This window comes from Allobosea sp. 05T433 (assembly GCF_056396065.1).
Genome location: NZ_JBFTKS010000002.1, coordinates 211,593 through 235,991, shown reverse-complemented (window position 1 = coordinate 235,991; position 24,399 = coordinate 211,593). Strand labels below are relative to the sequence as shown.

Here is a 24,399-nt window from a genome sequence, read left to right as displayed (position 1 = left end):
CGCGGCGGCGCATCTCCCTGCTGGCGCCGCCGTCCTCGGCGAGCGCCTGCCCGGAGATCGCGGATACTAGCGCCGCGCGTTGAAGCTGCGGTAGGCATCTGCCGCGGATGGAAGCGGCCAGTCGGCGTAGAAGGCGCGCAGATGCGGGTCGAGCGCCTTGACGAAGGCGCGCCGTGCCGTCTCGGCCTCGCTCGGGGGGCGCTGCATGGCCGCTTCGATCTCGCTGAGCAGCTTTTCCTTGTCGATCGTGGCGATGCGCCCGTCGCGCAGCACGTGGCGCCCGTCGATCAGCACATCGCGGATCATCCCCGTTCTGGCGCGCTGCACCAGCGCCGAGACGATCTCGGCGTCGGGATCGAGATAGGGCTGCGCCAGCTGTTCCCAGTCGATCACGACGATATCGGCCGCACGCCCGGGCTCGAGCCGGCCGACCAGGCCGGCAAAGCCCGTCGTCGCCGCGCCGTGCTCGCTGGCCATCCGGAAGATGCGCGCCTCGGAAAGCGGTTCGTAGGCATGGCCTGGCGTGCGCTGCAGGTTCCAGGCGAGGCGCATCTCCTGCAGCATGTCGCGGTCGTCATTGATGCCGGCCTGGTCGATGCCGAGCGCGACCGGAATGCCGGCCCGGTCGAACTCCTTGACGGGCGCGATGCCGCTGCGCAGCCGCAGCCCGGAGCTTGCATTGTGGCAGACGCAGGTGCCGCTCTCGGCGAGCAGCGCGATATCGGCGTCGCTGCACCAGATGCCGTGGCCGATCGTCATGCGCGGGCCCAGCAGCCCGAGATCGGCGAGGTGGCGGACGGCGGAGCCGTCGGTGTCCATCTCGGCGAACCGGCGCTGATACGGCGTCTCCAGCAGATGCATATGCAGCCCCACATCATGGCGCTGGGCGAGGTCGCGCTGCGCGATCAGGCTCTCGCGCGTGCACCATTGCAGGTTGGACGGCGCCAGCTGGACCCGGCTCATGCCATCGGCGGGTTGGCCCCAGCGTTCCGCCAGGGCTTCGAAATGCTCCGTCAATGTCTCGACCAAGGTCTGGGCCGTTGCCAGGATCGCCGCGAGCTGTTCGCGGAGCGGCGACGGCAGGCTTGCGAGAAAAGTCTCGTCGGCCCCGTAGACGATCCTGTTCCGGTCGCGCCACATGAAGGAGAAGGACGCCCGCATCCCGATCTCGGCATAGGCCCGCATGATCGCGTCCGGCGCATCGAGCCAGCGCGCGCGCGGGCCGACCGGTCCGCCATGCAGATGCTGGACGGTGGTCACGCCCGACTCGATCATCTCGATCGCGGAGTAGAGCGTGTCGAGATAGGGGTCGAGCCCGCGCCAGCCGAGAAAGCGCGGCAGCCAGAGTTCCAGCGGCAGGAACGGCGTGCCGTGCTGGAGCGGCGTCAGCCCGGTATGGTGATGGGCGTTGACCAGCCCGGGCATGACGAGATCGGTCGGCCGTCCGATGCATGCGGCGCCGGGATGGCGGGCGATCAGCTCAGAGGCCGGCCCGATCTCGGCGATGCGGCCAGCTTCGATGAGCAGGGCGCCGTCGGTGATGATCCGGGCGCGGTCGTCGCCGTCGACGCCGCACAGGACATGGCGGCCCCGTACGATCGTGCTCTGCGTGCTCGCAGGGTTCTCGTTCAAGCGGTTCAGCCCTTGCGAAAGGCGCGGCACTCGTCCGCTCGCCAGCCGATTTCGATCCGGGCGCCGCGCGCGAGCTCCTGGGGCAAGCGCATCGGATCGGCCTTCGCGATCAGCTCCTGCCCGCCGAGCTGGAAGACGACGCGGGTCGCCTCGCCGAGATAGACCAGCCGTTCGACCTCGAGCACATATTTGTTCTCGGTCTCTCCCGGCGTCAGGGCGATCCGTTCCGGGCGCAGGCACAGCACCGCCTCGTCCCCGATCGCGAGCGCATCGATGGACTGCGCCACCACCTCGACCCCGTCGGCGAGGCGCACGGTGACCGTCGCATCGCTGCGGCCCACGACGACGCCGTCGAGACTGTTGTTCTCGCCGACGAAGCCCGCGACGAAGGCATTGGCCGGGCTCTCGTAGAGTTCCTCCGGCGTCGCGAGCTGCTGGATCCTGCCCTGGTCGAACACGGCGATCCGGTCCGACATGGTCAGGGCCTCTTCCTGATCATGCGTCACATAGACCATGGTGACGCCGAGCCGTTCGTGGATCTGCTTCAGTTCGTACTGCATGCGCTCGCGCAACTGCTTGTCGAGCGCGCCCAGCGGTTCGTCGAGCAGGATCAGCTCGGGCTCGAAGACGAGCGCGCGGGCCAGCGCGACACGCTGCTGCTGGCCGCCGGAAAGCTGCGCCGGCATGCGCTTGCCGAACGCCCCGAGCTTGACCATGTCGAGCGCAGTCGCCACCCGCCGCGCGATTTCCGGTTCGGATAGCTTTCGCGCCCGCAGGGGGTAGGCGACATTGTCGGCCACCGTCATGTGCGGAAACAGCGCATAGTTCTGGAAGACCATGCCGATCCCGCGCTTGTAGGGCGGCAGTGCGGTGATGTCGCGGCCCTGCAAGGTGATGCTGCCATTGGTCGGCGTCTCGAAGCCGGCCAGCATCATCAGGCTCGTCGTCTTGCCCGAGCCTGAGGGGCCGAGCAGCGTGAGGAATTCGCCCCGGGCAATGTCGAGGGACAGGTCCTTCACGACGAGGACCTGGCCGTCATAGCTCTTCTGGACATGCGAGAAGCTGACGAGCGGCGCGCTGGGGACAGGCGCGTCGCGATGTGCGGTTGCGGTGAGGGTCATGGCCTACTCCGTCCAGGCGCGCAGGGAGGGCGGGAAGCGCTCAGCCGCGCTGCGGCCGAGGATGTCATGTGCGGCGTGACCGTCCCAGACGGCCCGGCTCGAACGGGCGGCCGCGTCGATGATCTCGTCCTCGTCGGCGACCAGCAGCCGCTTGCCCTCGACGAGCAGGCGGCCAGCAACGATCACGCTGTCGATCATCTCCGGGGTCGCCAGATGCACGATCGCCCTGACCGGGTCGGGATTGGGGCCGAAGGTGAGCGAGCGCGGGTCGATGACGACGAGATCGGCCTTGGCGCCGGGCGCGATCCGCCCGAGATCGGGGCGTCCCAGCGCCTGCGCGCCGGCAAGGTTGCTCGCGGAGAAGACGCTTTCTGCCGGCGCCTCCTCATGATTGTTGTCGGCGAATTTGTTCATCAGCGACGCCATCCGCATCTCCGAGAACATGTCGAGCGGATAAGTATCGGTGCCGAGCGCGACATTGATGCCGGCCCGGCGATAGCGGGAGAAACTCTCGAGAGCGAGCCCGCGCCGGGAAAAGGCGACCGGGGAATGCGCGACATTGACCTTGGCCGCGCCGAGGATCGCGATGTCGTCCTCGAGCGGATAGCCGACCGCACGGTGCGAGGCGATATAGACGCAATGCGCCAGGATGGTTGCTTCGTCGAGCAGGCCTTCCTCGGCCAGGCACTGGACCGGGGTCTTGCCCGTCGCACCCATCGTCTCGAAGAACTCGCGGTGCTGCTCGACGAAATGCAGGGTGAAGGGCACGCCGAGCCCGCGCGCCACCTGCTTCGCCTCGCGCCTCAGCGCCGGAGTCGAGACATAATATTCGTCGAGCGCGATCACGCCGGACAGCCGGCCGTCGAGAGCGCCGCGATGCGTCTCGATGAAACGGGCGCTGGCTTCCAGCGATTTCAGGCCTGCGGCATCATCGAGTTCGCGCACGACCCGTCCGTCATCCTCGAGCCAGTAGCGACCACCGGCGACGATCGGTGCCCAGACGAGCCTGATGCCGAATTCCTGCGCCACCTCCAGCATCAGCTCGCCGTCGCGCGGCCCGGCCGGGGCAAAGGCGAGGACGGTGGTGACGCCCTGCCGAAGCAGCGTGGCGAAGCCATAGCGCAGCGAGGCGCGCGCATCCTGCGGAGCGAGGAAGCCGGGGCGGCCGGAGCGGCTCGCCGGCAGGAAATGCAGGAAGCTCGAGCGGATGAAGTCGCGCCGGCCGCTGTCGATCAGCTGTCGCGGGCCTTCATGCGCGCCGATATGGGCATGCGTGCTGATCTGGCCAGGAATGACGATCCTCCCGCGCGCATCGATGCGCCGCTTCGCCTCTCCGGCAAAGCCCGGTCCGACGGCGACGATCTCGTCTCCGGAGATGGCGATGGTGCCGCCCTCGAGATAGCGGTGCTCCTGTCCGTCGAAGGCGATGACGGTTCCACCTTCGATCAGCAGGTCTACGGTAGCGGCGGGCATCAGGCGGTCTCCAAGGGGTTTCGCAAGCGTTGCGAGCGGGCGCGCAGCCACTCCATGACCAGCATCAGCAGCACCGAGACGACGAGGAGCACCACGGCCGCTGCCGTGATCGTCGGCGAGATATTCTCGCTGACGCCGCTGAAGATCTGGCGCGGCAGGGTCCGCTGCTGCGGGCTGGTGAGGAACAGGGCGATCACGAGCTCGTCGAATGAGGTGACGAAGGCGAAGACGGCGCCTGAGGCGACGCCCGGCGCGATGATCGGCAGCGTCACGGTGCGCAAGGTCCGCAGCGGCGAGGCGCCCAGGCTGGCCGCGGCTCGCGGCAGATTGGGGTCGAAGCTCTGCAGCGTCGCCGACACGGTGATCACGACAAAGGGCAGCGCCAGCGCGATATGGGCCAGGATGAGCCCGAGATAGGTGCCGACGAGATTGATCGACGCGAAGAAATAGAAGGCCGAGACCGCGATGATCACCACCGGAACTGCGATCGGCGTCACCAGCAGGGCGACCAGGATCGGCTTGAACCGGAAGCGGGCGCCGTGCAGGCCGAGCGCCGCCGTGGTTCCCAGCGTCGTCGCCGCGACCGTGGTGACGAGGGCGACGAAGACGCTGTTGGCGAGCGCGCCGGTCCAGAGCGGGTTGGTGAAGAACTCGCGATACCATTGCAGGGAAAGCCCCGGCAGCGGGAAGACGAGCAATTGTCCCGCGGTCAGCGACAGCGGCACGACGACGAAGATCGGCGCGATCAGGAAGACGAAGACCAGGGTCGTGAAGATCCGGGACCCGATCAGGACGGCCCGCTCGGTGGCGGGGATGTGAGTTGCAGCGGCCATGTCAGCGCACCCTGAGCCGGTCGAAGCCGACGAGCTTGCCGAGCGCGAGATAGATCGCCGCGACGACGAGCAGGAGGAGGGCGCCCAACGCCGAGGCCAGGCCCCAGTTGACCGCCGAATTGGTGAAATAGGCGATGAAATAGCCGATCATCTGGTCGCCAGGCCCACCGACGAGCGCCGGGGTGACGTAGAAGCCGACGGAGAGCACGAAGACGAGCGTTCCGCCCGCTGCCAGTCCAGGCAGCGTCAGGGGCAGGTAGACCGTGCGGAAGACCCGCAGCGGCGGCGCGCCGAGAGAAGCGGCTGCACGCAGGTGATTGCCGGAAATACCCTTCATCACGCTGTAGATCGGCAGGATCGCATAGGGCAGCAGCACATGGACCATGGCGATGAAGACGCCGGCCCGGTTGAAGATCAGCGCCAGCGGCTGGTCGATCAGGCCGAGCGCGATCAGGCTCTTGTTCACCAGCCCCTCGTTCTGCAGCAGGATGACCCAGGCGGTGCTGCGGACCAGCAGCGAGGTCCAGAACGGCACGAGCACCAGCATCAGCATCCAGCTTGCGGCGCGTGGGCCGGCCCTGCTCATCACGGCGGCGACGGGATAGCCGATCAGCAGGCACAGCGCCGTGACGCCGAGGCTGACCGTCAGCGTGCGGCCGTAGAGATCGATGAAGATGCGCTGCTCCGGCGCGACGCGGCGGATCTCGCCGTCCGGCGCCTTTTCGAGGTCGAGCGCGGTCAGCAGGTAGAAGCTCGTCAGGCGGCCCGATTGCTGGTGCAGCACGCCCCAGATCGCCGGATCCCGCCACTTCTCGTCGATGGCGAGGAAGGCTGCCTTCGTCGCGGTGTCATCCACGGCCGGCAGGCGCCGCGCCGTGCGGGTCAGCAGACCCCGGAAGCCGGGCAGCGCGTAATTCAGCCGGCGGCCGATCAGCCCGAGCGCCGGGGTGTCGCGGATTGCCCGCAGGTCCGCGGCCAGCGCCGCGAAGGCCGCTTCGTCCGGCTCGCCCTGGCCCGACCAGGCCTGCATCACCGCCGCGGTCTGCGGCAGGTAGCCGGGCACCTCGGGATTGTCGACGCTGCGGAACATGAACAGCGCCAGCGGCACCACGAAGAAGAAGGCGGTGAACAGCACGCTCGGCGCGAGCAGCGCCAGCATCCGCCAGAGATGGCGTCGCTCCGCCGCGCCGACCTGGGCGGCGAGACTGGCCGTCCGTGGCGTCGGCGCTGCTGCCAACTCATGAGATGTCGCGGCCATGCTCATCACTGGGCCACGAAGGTTGCGAAGCGCTGGCGGATGGCGTCGCCATTGTCGAGCCAGAAATTGATATAGGTCGGGCCCGCCTGCATCATGCCGTTGCGCGCCTTGGGATCGGGCAGGGCGGCGCGCCTGGCCTCGCTGAGCAGCGCATTCGCGTCGGAATTGGCCGGCGGGTTGCCGAGTTGCTCCATGTAGCGGGCCTGGGCGGGCGGCGACAGCTGATAGGCGATCAGCCTGGCCGCCGCATCCTTGCGAGGCGAGCCCTTCAGGACGCCGAAATAGATCAGCGCGTTGGTGTAGCCGGCATCCCAGACGATGCGCAGCTTGCGGTTGTTCGAGGCATTGGCGGCGTTGACACGGCCGAGCCAGCCATAGCCCATGCTGACCTCGCCGGTGAGCAGGAGCTGCATCGACTCGTCGCCGCTCTTCCACCATTTCACATGCGGCTTGATCTCGGCCAGCTTGCGGAAGGCCCGGTCGAGGCCCCCCGGCCCGGTCAACACCTTGACCACGTCGGAGGGCGCGACGCCGTCAGCCATCAGCGCGATTTCGACGGTCTGGTCGGGCTGATACATCAGCGCGCGCTTGCCGGGAAATTTCGCGACGTTCCAGAAATCGGCCCAGCTACGGGGCGCCGCATCGCCGCTGAGCTTGTCGGAATCGTAGACCAGCGTGCCGGGGGAGGCGAGATAGGGGGCACCGCAGGCACCGAAGCCGCCGACCGCTTCGAAGGCCTTCGCATCGACATAGTTCGACCAGTCGATCTTCTCCAGCAGCCCCTCTTCGCAGCCGGCCGCTTCGTTGATCGGGTTCAGGCTGATGGCATCCCAGACGAGGTTGCCGGTCTCGACCTGCGTCCTGATGCGGGCAAGTTCCTGGTTGAACGTGTCGATATTGATCTTGATGCCCGTCTCGGCGGTGAAGGGCTCGAACACGGTCTTGCGCTGGAGCTCGCCGGGCTGGCCGCCCTGGTTCGCGACCGTAAGCGACTGGGCCGTGGCGGGCTGGACGGCAAGTCCGGCAAACGCCAGCCCGATGGCGAGAATGGCCTTCGAGGTCTTCATGTCACGGCTCCCTGTGCCGGGGACGGCTGGATTACTGGGCGGCGAAGGTGATGAAGCGCTGCAGCAGCGCGTCGCCATTGTTGAGCCAGAAGTCGAGATAGAGCTGGCCGCTTTGCAGCGAGGCGAGGTGCAGGTGATTGGCCGGCAGCGTGGCGCGCTCGGCCTCGCTCATGAAGGCATAGGCTTTCGCATTGGCCGGCGCGTAGTCGATGGTCCGTGCGAAGGCCGCCTGCGGTTCTGGCGAGGAGGCGAGAGCCAGGAAATCCAGCGCGATGTCCTTTTTCCTGGTGCCCTTCATGATCGCGATCATCTGGCTGCCTGAGACATGGCCGGCGCCGAATTCGATCTTGAGCGCGCGATTGTTGGTGCGGTTGGCGATCGCGACCCGCCCGTTCCAGGCGAAGGTCATGACGACCTCGCCGGTAAGGATGTTCTGCATCGACTCGTCGCCGCTCTTCCACCATTTGATATGGGGCTTGAGCTCGGCAAGCTTCCTGAAGGCGCGGTCGACGCCGCCCGGCGCCGCGAGCACCGTCATGACCTCGGCCGGTGGCACGCCATCGGCCATCAGCGCGACCTCGAGCGTTTGCTCGGCGCGGTAGAGCAGGCCGCGCTTGCCGGGGAATTTCTTGACGTCCCAGAAATCCGCCCAGGTCCTGGGGGCCTCCCCGCCTTCATAGCGCTTGGTGTCGTAGACCAGGGAGCCGGACACGAAATTGTTCGGTAATCCGCATTGGCCGAAGCCGCCGACTGCGGCGAAGTCCTTGGGATCGACATAGCGCGCCCAGTCGATGCGCTCGATCAGGCCTTCTTCGCAGGCTGTCGCCTCGTTGATCGCGGTCAGGCTGACCACATCCCAGACAAGATTGCCCGTTTCGACCTGCGAACGGAGCTTGGCGAGTTCCTGGTTGAAGGAATCGTCGACGACGACGTGACCGGTCTTCGCCGTGAAGGGCTTGTAATAGGCGTCGCGATAACCCGCGCCGGCAGCACCGCCATTATTCGCCACCGTGATTGAACCCGCGGCCGCCGCCATGGGCAGAAGGCATGCGAAGAGCGCCAGCCCGGCAGCCAGTCCGTTCCGTACCGCCATGTCGAAGATCTCCATCCCGATCGATTGGTTGCTATATTGGTTGCGATTTTTATCGCATTGTGTCCCGTCTGGTTGATAATCCACACGTCACGATAGGCGCTGTCAATGGGGTATGTGCTCGTTATTTCTTGACATGTGGCGCAAAGCTTAGGCATCTGCTTTTCAACCAGACAAATGATTGGTTGCAATTATGACTCGCCAGCGGATGACCGATGAGATTAGATCGACGCTCGAGGAGAGCATCGAGTTGATTTTCGAGGGGACCATTCAGGACAGCGACCGCCGCCTGCCGACCGAGCGTGAACTTGCGGCGCGTCTTGGCGTGACCCGGCATGCCGTCCGGCACGCGCTGGAGCGTCTCGAGGCCCGCGGCTCACTTTGGCGCCATGTCGGCCGGGGCACCTTTCGCGGCCGGCGCACGGAGATCGAGGCGGCGACGGAAGGCACTGTGGCCAATTGCAGTCCGCGCAATATCCACGACGCGCGCAGGATGCTCGAGCCGTCGCTCGCCTCGCTCGCTGCCGTGAACGCTTCAGCCGCTCAGATCGCCGAGATCGAGGCCGCCTGCCGCCGCTGTGCGGCTGCGCGCAACATGGATGCCTACGAGGTCTTCGACGAGGGGTTTCACCGCGCGATCGCCGCTGCCTGCGGCAATCCGCTGGCGATCGAGCTGTTCGAGACCGTCAACCGGGCTCGCAAGGAGATCGTCTGGGGCGCCATGCGCCGCGCGGTGCTGCGGCCGGAGCGGCGCGCCCATTTCAGCGCCGAACACCGGCGGATCGCGGAGGCTATCGCCCGGCGCGATGCCCACGAGGCCTGGCAGGCCGTGATGACGCATATGGACACGATTTCCCAAGCCTATGACGCACTGCGCCCGGGCGAGCCTTTCATCCTCTGAACCCGATACAGGAGCCGTCAGTGCAGCAGGAAAGCGTCGACCTCGGAGTCCGCGGTCGCATTGTCACCATGGACAGGAACCGGGCCGTCATCGAGGACGGCATGGTCGTCTCGCGCGGCGGGCGTATTCTGGCAGTCGGCCCGCGCCAGGAGATCGCCTCGCGCTACCGTTGCGAGCAGGTTCTCGGCGACGAGCACGCCATCATCATGCCGGGCTTCATCGACGCCCACACCCATTGCACGCAATGTTTCGTGCGCTCGCTGACCAGCGGCGAATTGCCGATGATTCCGCGTCTTTACAGCCCGGCGCAGCGCTCGCTGAACGCCGAACAGGCCGGTACGACCGTGCGCCTGCTCGCAGCGCAGCTCCTGCGTTCCGGCATCACCACGATGTGCGAGGGCACGCTGAACCCCGCCCACGAGCCGGCAATCGTCGCCGCGATCGAGGAGACCGGCATACGCTGCGTCATGGCGCGCGGCGCCGCCGACCAGGACTTCCACCATGCCGCGCTCTACAGCCAGATCGCCGACCGCTCCTGGTACAAGGCCCGGGAGGGAGAGGCCGAGCGCGAGCTCGCCGCCACCGAGGAGTTCCTGAGACGCCATCCGCCGCGCGGCGACGGCCTGATCCGCGGCTCCGTCAACGTGTCGGCCCTGATGAATTTCTCCGAGGCCTATTTCCGCGGCGGGGCGGAGCTGGCGCGGCGGCACGATACGACGATCCAGGTCCATATCGGGCGCGACCGCGAGGAGGTCGAGTTCTGCCTGTCGGTCTTCGGCCGCAGACCCGTCGAGCGCCTGGCGGATCTCGGTGTCATCGACGAGCATCTCGTTGCCGTCCATGCGGTGCTTGCCAGCGAAAAGGAGATCGAGCTGCTGGCGCGCGGCCATGCCGGCCTGGCGCATTCCCCGGTCGAATGCGTCGCCAATCTCAACGCGATCCCGAACCTGCCGCGCTTCCGTGCGGCCGGCATCCGGGTCGCTCTCGGCTGCGACAACCAGGCCAACGACATCTTCGTCAACATGCGCGCTGCCTGGCTCATCCATGGCGTGAAATGGGGCATCGCCGGCTATGACGCGGATTTTCTCGCCGCCGGCGACATCATCGACATGGCGACGATCGAGGCCGCCTCGGTGCTCAGAATCGACGACATTGCCGGATCGCTCGAGCCCGGCAAGGCCGCCGACATCGTCGTACTGGATGGAAGCGGTCCGCATCTGATGTCGATGCAGCATCTCTCGAGCGAATTGCTGCGCTATGCCAGCCGGGCCGAGGTCACGAGCACGATCGTTGCGGGCAAGGTGCTCTATTCCAACGGTGCTTTCACGACGATCGATATCGACAGGCTTCGCGGCGAGGCACTGGCCGGCCGCGACCATGTCCGCGAGATCGTTGCCGGTCGTCGCTACAAGCCATTGCCGCAATGGTAGCTGCTGGCCGCAAAGTCAGACCCTGAAGCGGACCGGCGGGGGAGGTTGCAATCGCCGCCGCCGGCATCGGGGCGCCTGCTCGCCTTGAAGTCCTTCAGCCAGAGCATCGCGAAGCGAGCGGCGGGTTTATGACGCCAGCTGCTCGTCGCATGGATTTCCGGCGCCAGGTGATCTGCGTGCCGCATTGGGAGAAGCAGCCCCTGGCCGTGGCTGAAAATGCACTGGGAGCGGCGTGGCAACGAACCGCCCTTCAGCACAAGCCCTTGGAACGCCGTCCTATCCCATCGCCTCGCGCTGCTTCAGCAATGTGTTGAGCCGGTCCTGTTGTTCCTCGATCCGGTTCGCGATGGCCTCTTCCGCGCCCGATCCCGAGGTCGCGGTGGCTTGCTCCATCAGATCGGCGATATTCCGTCGGGCGATCGCAATCTGATCGTCGAGATCCTGCTTGGACGCGTTCTCAGGCATTGGCTGAACCTCCGGCCCTCTGCATGCCTCGATGTCAGGTTCCGGGCCGCTGGAACCCTGCTCGCGGCGCTGACGTTAGCTGATTGTGGTCCTCCGTGTGAGGCGAAATCGCGCTGGAGGAATCCGATGAGTTCAAACCCCATGCGAGCGTTCCTCTTCGGGACGGCACTGACTGCCTTGCTGTGCGCGGCTCATGCACAGGCCCAGCCGGCACCATCCCCCTCGATGGCCGGGCCGGAACACAAGGAGGGCACCGGGACTGGCTCGGGATCGTCGGGAATGGCGCCGCAGCAGGGCACTGGCAGCGGCGCGACACAGTATGCGCCGGGCGCCAATCGCCCCGAGCCGAACAGGCCGCCCTCTGCTGCCGACAGCCAGCAGAACCGCGACTACGGCCGGGACATGAGCCCTGACGGGCAGCCTATGCACCAAAGCAACCCTGTCGGGGGCGCCACGAAGCCCAATTGATTGCCGCGCCAGCGCAACGCGTCGACTCTCGGGCGGTCCGGGACGCTGGCCTGAAGGAGGGGCATCCTCGTGCCGTCCGGTCGGCAGGGCTTGTGGTTCGTCCCTTGCAGGTGGGGAATGCGCCCGATGGGCGGCGACCCTGTTCCTGCCGGTCGGGCGCGTCGATGCCGCGCGGAGAGCGACTTGAGGCGTCCTTCCCGGATCGCGTAGAGTTGGCATGTCCGTTGCTGCTCGCGGTGGTGAATGTCGAACCCGGTCAATCTCCTGAGTGCGAAGGCCGCCCTCGACGACAATTATGTACTGGTCCTGACGACGAACTCCGTCGAGCGAACGGCGGTCGAGCGACTGTTCCAGGAACGCACGGTCGCCAGAGTTGAACATCCCCATAACGGAGCGACGCTCGGCCGGATCGGAAATCGTTTCTGTCTTCACCTGACCGGCGAAGCTGGTGCCCAGGGGGACAAATCGATCGGGCGCCTGGCGCGGTACGTCACAGGCTCGTTCCTTCCGAAGCCGGTTCTCGTGGTGATCGTCGGTTTTGCCTGGGGAAACCCGGCGAAGGTGGCCCCTGGCGAGGTCGTCATCTCCAGGGAAGTCTGGGCGATCAATCGCGTGAGAATGACGGAGCAGGGCGAGGAAAGGCTTCGCACGCCCCGCGAAAGTCCGCTCGGCGACCTGAGTGATCACGTCGAGCGGCTCCTGGAGAGGGGGCTGACCGGGGTTCGAGCGGGGATTCTCGCCTCCTGCGAAACCTATTTTAGCCAGGATGAAGCCCGGGACCGGGTCCTCGCGCAGTATCCGGAGGTGTTGGGCGGCGAGATGGAAGCCTATGACTTCGTCGCCGACCTCGGAGTGCCCTGGTTCCTCATCAAGGGGATTTCCGATGATGCCGGCAACGGGGTCAAGCGAGACCGGCAGCGCTCCGCAGCTGCGGCTGCGGCCGGCCTGCTGCTTCCTCTGATCGTTGATCTTGAGGCGCAGGGAGCCATCCCGCCGCCTGCCGAGAGCCGGGACGCAGAGCGCCTGACCGATGCGGTGATCGGTCAAGCCATACGAATTTCCCCGCCCAGCCAGGACCGCGACGCGATTACCGATCACATCAACGACACCATCGGCCCCCGAATTGTCAGGAGGCTGTCGCGCTATACCTCCGATGCGGACGCCGATGGCGGCCTTCCGGAATGCCTGGGAGTGCTCATCATGGAAATTGCGCAGAACGCGATTGTCCATGGCGGAGCCTCCCATGTGACCTGCGCCTTCACCGAAACATCCGTAACGGTGAGCGACGATGGGCGGGCGTTCGACCTGACGATGCTGGCGGGCAAGCGCGGGGGAGCCATTGCGTGGGAACACTACCGGAAGCGCTATCCCGGCAGCGACCTGATCGATTTCAGTCAGAAATTCGGTGGGCGCAGAGGTAACAATTACAGATTCGAAATGAAGAAGCTTTCCAAGGCGATACGCTATGCTCGTGAAAACTGCATGTTGGTTCGTTCCGGGAGCTACGGAAACCATCTGGGCAGTCGATTTGCGTTCAATGCCGATTGTGAATGGCTCTATTATGATGCGACTGAGCTCTATATGCGGTCCAAGAGCATAGTTGTTACGCAGGAGCTGTGTGATCTGCTCGAGGAGGGCAGGGGGCTGTTCATTGCCTGCCGCAATCAGGATCAGGTTCAGGATTTCGAGGGGGAGCTGAGCCAGTACGCTGGTCCAAATCTCAGGGTCTTTGTCTCGAGCCGCGTCTGAGCCGGGCCGCGTTCATCGGCGCACGACGCCTTGTCCCGGTGCTTATCGAAGAGCCGCTCCGCGCCGAGGGCTCGTTCCTGGTTCCTCTCCGATGCGCGGAGGTCGGTTTTCGGTCAGCGCGGTCTCGCACCGCGACGCGGTCGGGCCAAACCAGAGGCTCTCTGCGTGGCCTTCCGCTTAGGCAGCCGTTGGGATTTGCAAGGCCCGCGCGATCGATCGCGGCGAGGACACTGCCCCCGGGGGCATGTTGATCTGAGGCATCAGGCCTGACCGGCGCGCGCGGGGGACGTCTCTGAAGGCGCCCGACGAACGCAGCGGGCATGGAGGAACGATGGGCGCTGCGAGCCCGTGGCTGGCCTCTTGATCCAGGTCAATGTTGCCCTTCGAGAACTGGCCAGAATGGGGTCAGCCTCGGACGACACGCATTTCCAAACAATCAGGAGGTGGCGATGAATGATCTGTTGCTTCGTGAATATGTGCTCAACGAGCTCGAATTCGAGCCGAGCGTGAGCGCGGCCCATATCGGCGTCGCGGTCGAGAACGGCACGGTCACTCTCTCGGGACATGTTGGCAGCTATGCCGAAAAGCTGGCGGCTGAGCATATCGTGCAGAGGGTGAAGGGTGTGCGCGCGATCGCTCAGGAAATCGAGGTAAGGCTCCCAAGCGACAAGAAGACCAACGATGACGAGATCGCGCAGCGCGCGGTCGACCTCATCAGTTGGGACACGACAATCCCGGACGAGAAGGTCAAGATCAAGGTCCAGGATGGCTGGATCACGCTGACGGGCAGTGTCGACTGGTATTTCCAGCGCGATGCCGCAGAGGCCGCCTTGCGCAAGCTCTCCGGCGTCGCAGGCGTCATCAATCTGATCGCCGTCAAGCCACGTGTGGAAGCCAGCGACGTCAAGAACAGGATCGAGAGCGCGCTGAAGCGCAGCGCGGAGCTCGAGGCGGGGCAGATCCGCGTCATGGTATCGGGCGGGCGGGTAACGCTGGAAGGAAAGGTCAAGGCCTGGCACGAGCGAGGCGTCGCTGAGCGGGCGGCCTGGGCTGCACCCGGCGTCACGGCGGTCGAGGATCACCTGGCCATTGCGTGACCTGATGTCGAGCGGCGTCGCATCAATCTGAACGGCCGACATCTATGATCAGGCGACGTTGCGCTGCAGTCCCATGCAGGCAGCGGTCAAGCTGACGGGGGGCGATGGGAGAGGCCGGGCAACGTGCTGGCACCCGCGCGTCGTGCTGGACTAAACCTGCCCATCGGGGCCGCCATGGCGGTATTTTTTGGACAGGCGTGCTGCCCTTTCCGCTGCGTCAAGGATATCGCGGGCGCCTCGCGCTTTGATACAGTGCCTGCCTCGCTCGGACGGACCGGCGCAGGGCTAGGACCGTCCAAGCGGTCCGTCGCGGAGAAGCAAGCGGTCCTGGGGGATGCGACGGGTGGTGCCGCTGCCTGGCCCGTCTGGCAAGACTGCTTGGCTGAGCACATGGCGGCGGTATCTGCGATCCACCGAACGTTCCAAAGGAGATCGTCATGGCTGATCCCGCAACCAAGTTGCCGATCAAGGGCGACAAAGCAACCATGCCCGCGCAGCAGACCGGCTGGACGCCGTTCGAGAATCTCAGGCGCGAAATCGATCGACTGTTCGACGACTTCCACCCGTTCGGCTGGCGCCTTCCGGTGACGCGTTCGCCCTTCGACCTCGCGCTTCACCGCCTGTCGGGTGCCGGCTGGCCCGTCGCGCCGGCCATCGACCTCGCCGAGAAGGAGAAACAGTACGAGATCACGGCCGAGTTGCCCGGCCTTGACGAGAAGGATGTCGAAATCGGCCTCTCCGGCCGAACCTTGACGATCAAAGGGGAAAAGAAGGAGGAGAAGGAGGAGGAAAAGCAGAAGGAGTATTATATGTCCGAGCGCCGCTACGGCTCCTTCCAACGCGCTTTCCAGCTGCCTGAAGGCGTCGATGCCGACAAGATCGATGCGACGTTCAGCAAGGGCATCCTGACGGTCAGGCTGCCGAAGACGGTCGGAGCGCAGAGGGCCGAAAAGAAGATCTCGATCAAGGCGGCCTGATACCCGGCGTCGCCGCGGTTGCCCTGTCAGTGGACATCGCCATACGGCCGGGGCGGTCGAGGTCGTGTACCGATCGGGTCCTCGGCCTCGACGCGCAGACACTGCGGCGCGCTAAGCTTCGCACGTCCGGAACGGCCGCGCTTGCGCTGGCGGGCGTCTCCCTGTCGAGCGCGAAGTCTCGCGGCGATGCGTTCCTGGCGTCGGGCATGATCCTGGCGCAGCTGATCCAAGAACATTGGGAGGAACCATGTACAGCCATCTTCTGGTCCCGATCGACGGCTCTGCGCTCTCTCGGACTGCCATGCTGAGCGCCATGGAGTTTGCCCGCGACGCGAGCGCGAAGGTCACCGTGCTCACCGTCGTAGAGCCATTTCACATCTTCACGGTGTCGAGCGAGCAACTCGAGACGACACGCGAGGGGTACAGGCAGCATGCCAAGGCTGAGACAGCCGCCGTTCTGGCGGTTGCAGAGAGCGAGGCGAAGCATTTCGGTATACCCTGCGATGTGGTCCAGATCGAGAGTGACGATCCCTATCGCGAGATCATCAGGACGGCCGCACAGCGTGGCTGCGATCTGATCGCAATGGCATCTCACGGACGGCGCGGCGTCGCCGCCCTTGTTCTCGGAAGCGTGACGACGAAGGTGCTGACCCATTCGAAGATCCCGGTTCTGGTCTTCAGGTGAGGCATCTCCCGGTCGGTGGCTGTTGCGGCCAATGTCCGGTGTGGCGCGATGCACCGGCATGGGGTGCGGGCTTCTGTGCCTCGGGCGAGAAGGCAGCCGGGCGCACCGACGATGACATACGGATTGGCCTCCCAGACCGAATGGTGCGTGACGCGTTCGATTGAAGGGTGAGATCCGATGCGCTTCTCGAGCCGAACGGATGCCGGGCGCAGGCTCGCTTCGCCGCTCCTGCATTATCGCGGGCAGCATCCTGTCGTGCTGGCGCTGCCGCGCGGGGGCGTGCCGGTCGCAGCCGAGATCGCGCAGGCCCTGGCCGCGCCGCTCGACCTCGTTCTCGTTCGCAAGATCGGCCTTCCCTGGCAGCCGGAACTCGCCGTTGGTGCCGTAGTGGATGGCGGGGAGCCGATCATGGTGCGCAACGAGGCGATCATCAGGCGTGCGGCCATCGGGGAGGACGAGTTCCAGCGCATCTACGCTCGCGAACTCGCCGAGATCGACCGCAGGAGGGCTCGCTATCTCGGCGCGCGCGCCCGTGCGCTGCTCACCGGCCGGAGCGTGATCGTCGTCGACGACGGCATTGCGACCGGAGCAACAATGAGGGCCGCGCTGAGGGCCATACGCCAGCGCAGGCCTGGAAGGCTCGTTCTGGCCGTCCCCGTCGCCCCTGCGGAGGTCGTCGCGGAGCTGCGCCCCGAGGTCGATGACCTCGTTTGTCTCGACAGTCCGGAGCCCTTCGTCGCCATCAGCAGTTTTTACGGGGAGTTCGGGCAAGTCTCCGATGAAGAGGTCGTTTCGATCCTGGCGCGCTTTCCGGCCGGCGAACGGCAGGCGGGCCGCTGATCCGCCATCTCGGTCCGTTTGCCTGATCAAGGCTGCGTGCTGCTGGTTGATCCAGCGATGAACCCGCAGCAGGTGTTTTAAAGCATCGGCCCGAAAAGTGGATTGCGGTTTTCGGGAGAGCCGATGCAAACACAAAGGGTTAGATCATCGGACCGGATACGGTTTCCGGTCCGATGATCTGATGAACTGATCCTTCAAACCGGCGTCGTCCCGATCGACCGGCCGCGCCATCACGGCCACCTTGGGTTAGCTGATGCCTGCCGGACAGCGGCGCCATATCTCGGCGCCGGCAGAACCGATCGTCACCCGCACCTGGGTCTCGCCTTGAAGCACCATATCGACGGGCGCGCCGGCATCCGCCTCTCCGGGAGGCAAGGTGAAGCTGAACCTGTGCCGCGTGTAGGTCCCCGACAGCGTCAGGCCCTTGGTGGTGGTGACCGAGGGGCCCTCGATGGCGAAGCGCTGCCCATGTCCGGAACACCAGGCGCCGTCGATCGCATCGGCGCGGGCTGGGTTCACCGCCCCGACCGTTACGGCTGCGGCGGCCGCGAGAGCCAAGCAACCCCTATGCATCGGCGCTACCTCCGTGATGACTCGGTGGTGAAGAGGGGCGTTGCATCCCAGCCGTCCGCCACCATGAGGGAAGGCCATGCCAAAGTGAAGCTTGGATTGTAATTGGAATAATTCTAAACTAGATGGATGGCGCAATCCTCACATCGACCCGATCGGGATGATACCACCATGACGACCATCACCGGTTCCGCGCCGCTTTGTCCTGCCAGCGCGCAGCCTTGCACCTGCTTTCGCCCGTTCGAGCGCTCCTGCTCGGCTAGCGCGGCCGAGCAGGCCAGGCGCGCTCCAGGCTGGTTTGGCGGCCGCGTGCCGCGCGCGCTGATGCTGTTCGGTCACGACCTCGAGACCATCGAGGTTCTGCGGATCGCGGTTGTCGCCGTCTCGGCCGTGCTGATCTGGTTTCAGGTCGTCCGACCCGTGGCAGGCTGGGATCTCGTTGGCGTCGGCGGCTTGCTGTTCGGAGCCTGGCCGATCGTCCGCGAGGCGATCGAGAACATCAAAGAGCGGCGAATGACCATGGAGCTCTCCATGTCGATCGCCATTGTGGCGGCCGCCGCGATCTCTGAATTCTTCACCGCGCTGGTCGTCACCTTCTTCGTGCTCGTGGCCGAGGAGCTGGAGCATCTGACGGTGGACCGTGGGCGGGCCGCGATCGCCGACCTGATCGACGTGATGCCGCATGAGGCGACCGTGCGCCGCGACGGCGTCATCTCGGTCATTCCCATCGACAGTATCGTGGTTGGCGACCGCGTCCTGGTCGCTCCCGGCGAGAATATTCCTGTCGACGGGCTCGTCCGGTCGGGCCTGTCCTATGTCGATCAGGCGCGGATCACCGGCGAGTCGATGCCGATCAAGCGCAGCGAAGGCGATGCCGTCTTCGCGGGCTCGATCAACCAGTCGGGTGCGCTCGATATCCAGGTCAACCGCGTCGGACGCGACACCAGCTTCGGGCGTATCATTGACGCGATCGAGAACGCGGAACAGTCCCGCGCGCCGGTCCAGCGCCTCGCCGACCAGCTCGCCGGCTATCTCGTCTACTTCTCCTTCGCCGCGGCGATCGTCACCTACCTGCTCACCGGAAACATCCGCGACACGATCTCGGTCATCATCGTCGCCGGCGCCTGCGGCGTCGCAGCCGGCACGCCCCTGGCGGTACTGGGTGGCATCGGCCGTGCCGCGCGCAACGGCGCGATCATCAAGGGTGGCGTGCACCTTGAGATGCTCGGCCGCATCGACACGATCGTGCTCGACAAGACGGGGACGCTGACCTTCGGCGAGCCGCGGGTTCTCGAGATCCATCCGGCGCCCGGCCGTAGCGAAGGGGAGTTGCTGAGGCTGGCGGCTTCGGCCKAACTGCGCTCCGAACATCCGCTGGCCAAGGCGATCGTCGCGGAAGCGCGGGCGCGCGAGATTGCGGTGCCGGAGCCCGATCGCTTCGACTACACGCTCGGTCGCGGCGTCTCGGCGCAGATTGGCGAGGATCGTATCCTGATCGGCAGCGTCAAGCTGCTGCAGGCCGATGGGATCGAGGCTCCCCCGGGTCGGGCCGGCAACGCCGTCTCGTCCGAGATCTGCGTCGCGATCAACGGCCTCTATGCGGGCTCCTTCGCAGTGGCCGACGAAGTCAGGCCGGAGGCGGCCTCTGCCATTCGCGCCCTGCATGCCTTGAAGATCCGCACCATTCTGCTGACCGGTGACAATGCCAGGGTTGCCGACAGCGTCGGGGCCAGTCTGGGCATCGACACGGTCGAGGCCGGCATGCTGCCCGAGCAGAAGCTGGAGCGCGTGCGGACCCTGGTCGCCTCCGGTGCCAAGGTCGCCATGCTGGGCGATGGCATCAATGACGCGCCGGCGCTGACGGCTGCAAGCGTCGGCATCGCGATGGGGTCCGGGACCGACGTCGCCAAGGAGAGCGCGGATATCGTGCTGCTGGCCAACGACCTGGAGCGTCTGGTCGAGACGGTTCGCATCGCCCAGCGCACGCGCGGCGTCATCTGGCAGAACTTTTCAGGCACAATCGCGGTGGATGCCCTGGGCATCGCCATGGCGGCCTTCGGCTTCCTGAATCCGTTGCTGGCCGCGTTCATCCACGTCTCGTCCGAGCTGATCTTCATCTCGAACTCCGCGCGGCTGCTGCCGGCCGGCGAAAAGCGGGTGACGGCAGCAGCCGGGAGAGAGTCTTAAGTACCGGACCGGCGCCAGCCGCGGATCCTTGGGGGAGGAACCTAGACCTGATGCCCGACGAGCGCGCCGATCGCCCAGGTCGCGGCCATCGCGATGGCGCCCCAGAACGTCACGCGCAGGGTCGGCTTGACGATGCCGGCTCCGCCGACGACGGCGCCGATCGAGCCAAGCAGGGCAAGGCAGACGAGCGAACCACCTGAGACCGCCCAGCCGATCGATCCCGCGGGCACGACGAGGGCGAGCAGCAAGGGGACGGCTGCGCCCGTTGCAAACGTGACGGCCGAAGTCAGCGCCGCCTGGACAGGCCGCGCGATCATGTGCCCGGCGAGACCAAGCTCGTCGCGTGAATGCGCTTCGAAGGCATCCCTGGCCGTCATCTGCTCCGCGACCTTGCGGGCGAGCGCCGGTTCGACGCCGCGCTCCACGTAGATCTGCGTTAGCTCGGCCAGTTCCGCCTCGGGCTGCTCGGCGAGTTCGCGCCGTTCACGCGCCATGTCCGCCTTCTCGGTGTCCGACTGGGAACTGACGGAAACATATTCGCCAGCCGCCATCGACATGGCGCCGGCGACGAGCCCGGCGACGCCCGCGACCAGCACCTCGTTGGCGCTCTTGGCCGCCGCCGCGACGCCCACGACGAGGCTTGCCGTCGAGATGATGCCGTCATTGGCACCGAGCACGGCGGCGCGAAGCCAGCCGATCCGCTCGACAAGATGATTTTCACGGTGGAGCGGATACATGGCGTCGGTCCTTGCGGTTGGCCGGGCCGCTCAGTCGAAGCGCGAACCGCGGGGCGTGACCAGGGGCAGCATACGCGAGAGCGTTGCATCCTTCAGGACGAGGTGATGGGCAATCGCCGCCAGCGCATGGACGCCAGCCAGCACCATGAAGAGATGGGCGGCCACGACATGCGCGTCCTTGAGAGTCTTTGCCAGAGCGGTGTCGAGCGCGACCGGCGATGGAATGGTGGCGAGCCAGAAGAAGTCGACGGGACGGCCCCTCATCCAGGCCGCGAAGAGCCCGATCAGGGGGATCGCCAGCATCGCCGCGTAAAGACCGAGATGTGCGATCTTCGCAGCCAGTTCCACCATCGGCGCGGCCGGCAGCGCCTCGGGTGCGGGCGTCATGCTGCGCCAGCCGATGCGCACCACCGTCAATGCGATCACGAGAAGACCAATCGACATATGGAGCGTGAGCAGCCACGGGCGGTCGCCCTTCGGGAATTCGTCGCGCACGAGCCCTATTCCGTAGGCCGCGACGACGGCGAGCGCGATGACCCAGTGAAGGCTGATGGTGAACCTGTCGTATCGGCGTGTCGGCATCGGGAAATCCTCATGGCAGGAGCTGAAACTGAGAGCAGGGGCTGGAGAGGGGGCCTGACGGCTGGTCAGTCGTCGTCGCCATCCCGCGTGACGCGTTCGAGCGTTTCAGGATCGAATTTCGCCTTGATGCGGCGGCCGGCTTCGTCGGCCGCGCGGACCTTGTAACAGCCGTGGTCGGTCTTGATCCGCATGGTGGTCCAGCCTTCGGCCCGGAGCTTTTCGACCAGTGCCTCGCGCGGCTTCCACTCCGTCATCGGAGCAAGGCAGCGTTGGCCGGCGTAAGCGGGAGCCGTCACCCCGAAGAGGAGGCCGAGTGCGGCGGCTGGCAGGGCGCGCTTCATGAAACCTGTCCTCCACGGGTTGGGCCGATGGCCCCTTCCATCACGCCAAGCTGACACCCACCTGAACGGCGGATGCGATTGCGTTCAGCCCGCTGTCAGGTTTGTGCCATAGACGGGCGAATGGTCCCCGGAGGCTGCGGAACCCGGCATGCGTGTGCTTCTCGTCGAGGACGATCCGATCCTGGGTCCAGCGGTGCGCGACCAGGTCGCAGCCGACGGACATGGCGTGGATTGGGCGAGCCGGATTGCGGATGCCACGGAGTTCATCCGGCTTGCGAGCTACGACCTGATCCTTCTCGACCTGATGCTGCCGGACGGGCGTGGGCTCGACCTGCTCCGCGCCAGACGGCAGGCCGGCGACGCGACCCCGGTGATCGTCCTGACCGCGCGCGACCAGGTCTCCGATCGGATCGCGGGGCTGAACGCCGGGGCGGACGATTATCTCGTCAAGCCGTTCGATCTGGCGGAGCTCTCCGCACGCCTTAGCGCCGTGGCGCGCCGCTATGGCGGCAATCCCAATCCCCTGCTGCGGATCGGAGATCTGACGCTCGATCTTGCGGCGCGCACCATCGCCAGGGATGGCCGCAGCATCGCCCTGACCGCGCGCGAATGGGCCCTGTTCGACGCCTTCCTCCAGCGCCCGGCCATGCTTTGCTCCAAGGCGCTGCTCGAAGAGCGGCTCTACGCCTTCGATTCCGAGGTCGAGAGCAACACGATCGAGGTCTATGTCGGGCGTCTGCGCAAGAAGCTCGGCGCCCATGTGATCGAGACCGTGCGTGGCATGGGCTATCGTCTCGGTGCGACAGCCGTCGCAGGATCGGGCAAGGCGAGGCCATGACGAGATTCGCGTTGCCGCCCAGGGGCAGCCTGCAACGCCGGCTCGCCTTGTCCCTGACCGGCGGCGTCATGGCGCTGTGGCTCCTGGCAACGCTGGGCGCCGGCTTGCTCCTGCGCCATGAGATCGACGAGGTCTTCGACAGTGCCTTGCAGGAGGTGGTCCAGCGCGTGCTGCCGCTCGCCTATACCGAGGTTCTCAACCGCGATGCGGATGCAGAGCCCGGGCCCCAGCAGATCGCATCGGTCGGCGCACATCGCGAATACATCACCTATGTCGTGCGCGATGCGGCCGGGCGGAGCCTGCTGCAGTCGCATGACGCAGACCCGGCGCAGTTTCCGCCGAACCCCGCGCATGGCTTCAGCGACGGACCGAGTTCGCGTCTCTACACGGAGGTCGCCGTCAGCGGCACACTTGTCGTCACCGCCGCCGAGCGACCGGGCCACCGCCAGAACGCGGTGCGCGACGCCATCAAGGTGCTGGCCTGGCCGCTGCTGCTGCTTCTGCCTCTCGGCATCGCCGGAACCTGGGCGCTGGTCGCCTTCTCCCTGCGGCCGGTCGTGGCCTTCAGGCGCGAGATCGAGGCGCGCGGCGATGGTCATCTGGCGCCGGTCGCGGTCGCGGCACTGCCCTCGGAGATCGCACCGGTGGCAGAGGCCGTGAATGCGCTGATGGCGCGGATGCGGCGGCTGCTGGATGCCGAGCGCAGCTTCACCGCCAACAGCGCCCATGAATTGCGCACGCCGGTCGCTGCCGCCCTCGCGCAGACCCAGCGCCTCAGGGCCGAGCTTCCGGAGGGGCCGGCCCGCGCCCGCACGAAGGAGATCGAGACGGCGCTGCAACGGCTGGCGCGCCTGTCCGAGAAGTTGCTCCAGCTCGCCAAGGCCGAGGGGGGCGGGTTGCTTTCGGAAGTGCCCCAGGACCTCGTGCCCGTGCTCGCTCTCGTTCTGCATCACCTTGAGGACCAGGGCAGGGTCGAGCTCTCGCTGCCGGCAGAGGAGCGGTTCGTCTCGACCCTCGACATCGACGCCTTTGCGATCCTCGCGCGCAACCTGATCGAGAATGCGCTGAAACATGGCTCCCCGACCCGGGTGGTGCGGGTGAGCTTGACGCAGGACGGGAGTTTCAGTGTGACCAGCGCCGGGCCGGTGCTGTCGCAGGAGGTCCTCGACGGCATGACGCACCGCTTCACGCGCGGCACGACGATGGCCGACGGTTCGGGGCTCGGCCTCTCGATCGTGCAGACGATCATGCGCGGTGTCGGCGGCGAGCTCGCCTTCTGCTCGCCCGCCCCGGGACAGGCGGATGGCCTCGAGGTCCAGGTGCAACTCCCCGGCCTGAAGCCGACAGCCGGCTGAGCGCCCTTCGGTCCCGTCGCCAGGACGCGGCCCGGGCGGTGCGGAGCGGCAACCCTCGGTTGCCCCTATCGACAGGCGTGAATGGGAGCCGTTTCCGGCGATCGGGGCCCTGGAGCTCCGCTGCCTGTCACCTTCGCGCAGCGCGCGCTCGCGCAATTTCCCGATACAGCGCCTCTGGCGACACCCCGATCTCGGTCGCGATATGGCGCCAACCTCCCTTGGCCGGCAGAGGGCCGTTCCAGGCGATCCATGCGTCGAGCCTGGCCTTGACCGTCTTCAGGGAGGCTATCTCGGCATGCAGTCGTGCCCGCTGCACTTCATGAGCGAGATGGCTGGCCCAGGTTTCGGCAAGCACCGGATCATGCGCCAGGGCCTGCTTCAGATCGCGCCGCGAGACCGCCTGCGTGACAGCCGCGGTCTCGGCGCGCCCGTCACAATGATATTGCTCGGAATAGAGCGAGGCTTCGGCCAGAATGGCCCCAGGCAGCGCGCGCTGAAGGATCAGCGCGGCCCCATCATCCTGGTGCCGGATGAGATGGAGGCAGCCGGAATGGACGACATGAACCAGCCGGACGGGGTCACCGCGATGGAAAACGGCGTCCCCCGCGCAAAATTCGCATGTCTGCGTGGAAAGCCCCTTCAGGAGCGCAATTGCTGGTTCGGGCATGATCGCTATCATGTTCAGCGTCTTGGCGGCATGGCA

General features: G+C 66.2%; 23 protein-coding genes. 10 read left to right on the top strand and 13 right to left on the bottom strand.

From position 1 onward, the window contains the following. Positions 1 to 66: 66 nt before the first annotated feature. The 7 genes from AC1DGP_RS03255 to AC1DGP_RS03225 are packed head-to-tail and all read right to left on the bottom strand — an operon-like array spanning position 67 to position 8,477. The gene (locus AC1DGP_RS03255) at positions 67 to 1,632 is read right to left on the bottom strand and encodes an amidohydrolase family protein (RefSeq protein ID WP_441504647.1); all 1,566 of its coding nucleotides are present in this window, start codon (positions 1,630 to 1,632) and stop codon (positions 67 to 69) included. Positions 1,633 to 1,637: 5 nt separating this feature from the next. Continuing rightward, the gene (locus AC1DGP_RS03250; protein WP_441504646.1) at positions 1,638 to 2,753 is read right to left on the bottom strand and encodes an ABC transporter ATP-binding protein; all 1,116 of its coding nucleotides are present in this window, start codon (positions 2,751 to 2,753) and stop codon (positions 1,638 to 1,640) included. A 3-nt stretch (positions 2,754 to 2,756) separates the two neighbouring features. Then, the gene (locus AC1DGP_RS03245) at positions 2,757 to 4,226 is read right to left on the bottom strand and encodes an amidohydrolase family protein (protein ID WP_441504645.1); all 1,470 of its coding nucleotides are present in this window, start codon (positions 4,224 to 4,226) and stop codon (positions 2,757 to 2,759) included. After that, positions 4,226 to 5,059 carry an ABC transporter permease gene (locus AC1DGP_RS03240; RefSeq protein WP_441504644.1) on the bottom strand — a complete coding sequence of 278 codons (834 nt, stop codon included), beginning with the start codon at positions 5,057 to 5,059 and terminating at the stop codon, positions 4,226 to 4,228. Before AC1DGP_RS03240 ends, AC1DGP_RS03245 begins: the two co-directional genes overlap by 1 nt. Position 5,060: 1 nt before the next feature. Beyond that, positions 5,061 to 6,317, bottom strand: a complete 1,257-nt coding sequence (locus AC1DGP_RS03235) for an ABC transporter permease (RefSeq protein WP_441504643.1) — start codon at positions 6,315 to 6,317, stop codon at positions 5,061 to 5,063. Positions 6,318 to 6,322: 5 nt separating this feature from the next. Further along, positions 6,323 to 7,384 carry an ABC transporter substrate-binding protein gene (locus AC1DGP_RS03230; RefSeq protein ID WP_441488544.1) on the bottom strand — a complete coding sequence of 354 codons (1,062 nt, stop codon included), beginning with the start codon at positions 7,382 to 7,384 and terminating at the stop codon, positions 6,323 to 6,325. 31 nt (positions 7,385 to 7,415) lie between these two features. After that, positions 7,416 to 8,477 (bottom strand): ABC transporter substrate-binding protein, encoded by a 1,062-nt coding sequence (locus AC1DGP_RS03225; protein WP_441504642.1) that lies wholly within the window; start codon positions 8,475 to 8,477, stop codon positions 7,416 to 7,418. Positions 8,478 to 8,682: 205 nt separating this feature from the next. Here AC1DGP_RS03225 and AC1DGP_RS03220 point away from each other — a divergent pair, with 205 nt between their 5' ends. Further along, entirely contained in the window at positions 8,683 to 9,375 is a 693-nt protein-coding gene (locus tag AC1DGP_RS03220; RefSeq protein WP_441504641.1) for a FadR/GntR family transcriptional regulator, read from the top strand. A gap of 20 nt (positions 9,376 to 9,395) precedes the next feature. Then, a complete protein-coding gene (locus tag AC1DGP_RS03215) occupies positions 9,396 to 10,805 on the top strand; it encodes an amidohydrolase family protein (protein WP_441504640.1) in 1,410 nt (469 codons plus the stop codon). A gap of 276 nt (positions 10,806 to 11,081) precedes the next feature. Here AC1DGP_RS03215 and AC1DGP_RS03210 read toward each other — a convergent pair whose 3' ends face one another. Continuing rightward, complete coding sequence (locus tag AC1DGP_RS03210; protein ID WP_441504639.1) at positions 11,082 to 11,270, bottom strand: hypothetical protein; 189 nt, start codon at positions 11,268 to 11,270, stop codon at positions 11,082 to 11,084. A 711-nt stretch (positions 11,271 to 11,981) separates the two neighbouring features. On the opposite strand from AC1DGP_RS03210, the gene AC1DGP_RS03205 reads away from it, so the two are divergent. The 5 genes from AC1DGP_RS03205 to AC1DGP_RS03185 all read left to right on the top strand — a co-directional run bounded on the left by AC1DGP_RS03205 (position 11,982) and on the right by AC1DGP_RS03185 (position 17,086). After that, a complete protein-coding gene (locus tag AC1DGP_RS03205) occupies positions 11,982 to 13,487 on the top strand; it encodes a phosphorylase family protein (protein ID WP_441504637.1) in 1,506 nt (501 codons plus the stop codon). Positions 13,488 to 13,936: 449 nt separating this feature from the next. Next, a complete protein-coding gene (locus tag AC1DGP_RS03200; RefSeq protein WP_441504636.1) occupies positions 13,937 to 14,584 on the top strand; it encodes a BON domain-containing protein in 648 nt (215 codons plus the stop codon). A 437-nt stretch (positions 14,585 to 15,021) separates the two neighbouring features. Further along, positions 15,022 to 15,561 carry an Hsp20/alpha crystallin family protein gene (locus tag AC1DGP_RS03195; RefSeq protein WP_441504635.1) on the top strand — a complete coding sequence of 180 codons (540 nt, stop codon included), beginning with the start codon at positions 15,022 to 15,024 and terminating at the stop codon, positions 15,559 to 15,561. A 247-nt stretch (positions 15,562 to 15,808) separates the two neighbouring features. Beyond that, the gene (locus tag AC1DGP_RS03190) at positions 15,809 to 16,246 is read left to right on the top strand and encodes a universal stress protein (RefSeq protein WP_441504634.1); all 438 of its coding nucleotides are present in this window, start codon (positions 15,809 to 15,811) and stop codon (positions 16,244 to 16,246) included. 177 nt (positions 16,247 to 16,423) lie between these two features. Continuing rightward, a complete protein-coding gene (locus tag AC1DGP_RS03185; protein WP_441504633.1) occupies positions 16,424 to 17,086 on the top strand; it encodes a phosphoribosyltransferase in 663 nt (220 codons plus the stop codon). 246 nt (positions 17,087 to 17,332) lie between these two features. On the opposite strand, the gene AC1DGP_RS03180 is transcribed toward AC1DGP_RS03185, so the two are convergent. After that, positions 17,333 to 17,659 carry a hypothetical protein gene (locus tag AC1DGP_RS03180; RefSeq protein ID WP_441504632.1) on the bottom strand — a complete coding sequence of 109 codons (327 nt, stop codon included), beginning with the start codon at positions 17,657 to 17,659 and terminating at the stop codon, positions 17,333 to 17,335. Positions 17,660 to 17,827: 168 nt separating this feature from the next. Between AC1DGP_RS03180 and AC1DGP_RS03175 the strand changes: the two genes are divergently transcribed. Further along, a complete protein-coding gene (locus AC1DGP_RS03175) occupies positions 17,828 to 19,843 on the top strand; it encodes a heavy metal translocating P-type ATPase (protein ID WP_476831717.1) in 2,016 nt (671 codons plus the stop codon). A gap of 41 nt (positions 19,844 to 19,884) precedes the next feature. Here AC1DGP_RS03175 and AC1DGP_RS03170 read toward each other — a convergent pair whose 3' ends face one another. The 3 genes from AC1DGP_RS03170 to AC1DGP_RS03160 all read right to left on the bottom strand — a co-directional run bounded on the left by AC1DGP_RS03170 (position 19,885) and on the right by AC1DGP_RS03160 (position 21,503). Further along, entirely contained in the window at positions 19,885 to 20,580 is a 696-nt protein-coding gene (locus AC1DGP_RS03170) for a VIT1/CCC1 transporter family protein (RefSeq protein ID WP_441504630.1), read from the bottom strand. Between the two features lie 30 nt (positions 20,581 to 20,610). Further along, positions 20,611 to 21,162: a cytochrome b gene (locus AC1DGP_RS03165; RefSeq protein ID WP_441504629.1), complete on the bottom strand. Its 552-nt coding sequence runs from the start codon at positions 21,160 to 21,162 to the stop codon at positions 20,611 to 20,613. A gap of 65 nt (positions 21,163 to 21,227) precedes the next feature. After that, the gene (locus AC1DGP_RS03160; protein WP_441504628.1) at positions 21,228 to 21,503 is read right to left on the bottom strand and encodes a PepSY domain-containing protein; all 276 of its coding nucleotides are present in this window, start codon (positions 21,501 to 21,503) and stop codon (positions 21,228 to 21,230) included. Between the two features lie 148 nt (positions 21,504 to 21,651). On the opposite strand from AC1DGP_RS03160, the gene AC1DGP_RS03155 reads away from it, so the two are divergent. Together AC1DGP_RS03155 and AC1DGP_RS03150 are read left to right on the top strand one after the other, a co-directional pair. Next, complete coding sequence (locus AC1DGP_RS03155) at positions 21,652 to 22,341, top strand: response regulator (protein ID WP_441504627.1); 690 nt, start codon at positions 21,652 to 21,654, stop codon at positions 22,339 to 22,341. Continuing rightward, the gene (locus tag AC1DGP_RS03150; protein WP_441504626.1) at positions 22,338 to 23,696 is read left to right on the top strand and encodes a sensor histidine kinase; all 1,359 of its coding nucleotides are present in this window, start codon (positions 22,338 to 22,340) and stop codon (positions 23,694 to 23,696) included. Before AC1DGP_RS03155 ends, AC1DGP_RS03150 begins: the two co-directional genes overlap by 4 nt. 127 nt (positions 23,697 to 23,823) lie before the next feature. On the opposite strand, the gene AC1DGP_RS03145 is transcribed toward AC1DGP_RS03150, so the two are convergent. Then, positions 23,824 to 24,363: a Crp/Fnr family transcriptional regulator gene (locus tag AC1DGP_RS03145; protein ID WP_441504625.1), complete on the bottom strand. Its 540-nt coding sequence runs from the start codon at positions 24,361 to 24,363 to the stop codon at positions 23,824 to 23,826. Between the last annotated feature and the right edge of the window lie 36 nt (positions 24,364 to 24,399).

Excerpts from the sequence above, each read along its gene's own strand:
- AC1DGP_RS03230 (WP_441488544.1), bottom strand. The coding sequence starts at position 7,384 with ATGAAGACCTCGAAGGCCATTCTCGCCATCGGGCTGGCGTTTGCCGGA.
- AC1DGP_RS03150 (WP_441504626.1), top strand. The coding sequence starts at position 22,338 with ATGACGAGATTCGCGTTGCCGCCCAGGGGCAGCCTGCAACGCCGGCTC.
- AC1DGP_RS03220 (WP_441504641.1), top strand. The coding sequence starts at position 8,683 with ATGACCGATGAGATTAGATCGACGCTCGAGGAGAGCATCGAGTTGATT.
- AC1DGP_RS03235 (WP_441504643.1), bottom strand. The coding sequence starts at position 6,317 with ATGGCCGCGACATCTCATGAGTTGGCAGCAGCGCCGACGCCACGGACG.
- AC1DGP_RS03250 (WP_441504646.1), bottom strand. The coding sequence starts at position 2,753 with ATGACCCTCACCGCAACCGCACATCGCGACGCGCCTGTCCCCAGCGCG.
- AC1DGP_RS03145 (WP_441504625.1), bottom strand. The coding sequence starts at position 24,363 with ATGCCCGAACCAGCAATTGCGCTCCTGAAGGGGCTTTCCACGCAGACA.
- AC1DGP_RS03190 (WP_441504634.1), top strand. The coding sequence starts at position 15,809 with ATGTACAGCCATCTTCTGGTCCCGATCGACGGCTCTGCGCTCTCTCGG.
- AC1DGP_RS03245 (WP_441504645.1), bottom strand. The coding sequence starts at position 4,226 with ATGCCCGCCGCTACCGTAGACCTGCTGATCGAAGGTGGAACCGTCATC.
- AC1DGP_RS03180 (WP_441504632.1), bottom strand. The coding sequence starts at position 17,659 with ATGCATAGGGGTTGCTTGGCTCTCGCGGCCGCCGCAGCCGTAACGGTC.
- AC1DGP_RS03205 (WP_441504637.1), top strand. The coding sequence starts at position 11,982 with ATGTCGAACCCGGTCAATCTCCTGAGTGCGAAGGCCGCCCTCGACGAC.
- AC1DGP_RS03155 (WP_441504627.1), top strand. The coding sequence starts at position 21,652 with ATGCGTGTGCTTCTCGTCGAGGACGATCCGATCCTGGGTCCAGCGGTG.
- AC1DGP_RS03200 (WP_441504636.1), top strand. The coding sequence starts at position 13,937 with ATGAATGATCTGTTGCTTCGTGAATATGTGCTCAACGAGCTCGAATTC.
- AC1DGP_RS03225 (WP_441504642.1), bottom strand. The coding sequence starts at position 8,477 with ATGGCGGTACGGAACGGACTGGCTGCCGGGCTGGCGCTCTTCGCATGC.
- AC1DGP_RS03210 (WP_441504639.1), bottom strand. The coding sequence starts at position 11,270 with ATGCCTGAGAACGCGTCCAAGCAGGATCTCGACGATCAGATTGCGATC.
- AC1DGP_RS03165 (WP_441504629.1), bottom strand. The coding sequence starts at position 21,162 with ATGCCGACACGCCGATACGACAGGTTCACCATCAGCCTTCACTGGGTC.
- AC1DGP_RS03160 (WP_441504628.1), bottom strand. The coding sequence starts at position 21,503 with ATGAAGCGCGCCCTGCCAGCCGCCGCACTCGGCCTCCTCTTCGGGGTG.
- AC1DGP_RS03185 (WP_441504633.1), top strand. The coding sequence starts at position 16,424 with ATGCGCTTCTCGAGCCGAACGGATGCCGGGCGCAGGCTCGCTTCGCCG.
- AC1DGP_RS03195 (WP_441504635.1), top strand. The coding sequence starts at position 15,022 with ATGGCTGATCCCGCAACCAAGTTGCCGATCAAGGGCGACAAAGCAACC.
- AC1DGP_RS03170 (WP_441504630.1), bottom strand. The coding sequence starts at position 20,580 with ATGTATCCGCTCCACCGTGAAAATCATCTTGTCGAGCGGATCGGCTGG.
- AC1DGP_RS03240 (WP_441504644.1), bottom strand. The coding sequence starts at position 5,059 with ATGGCCGCTGCAACTCACATCCCCGCCACCGAGCGGGCCGTCCTGATC.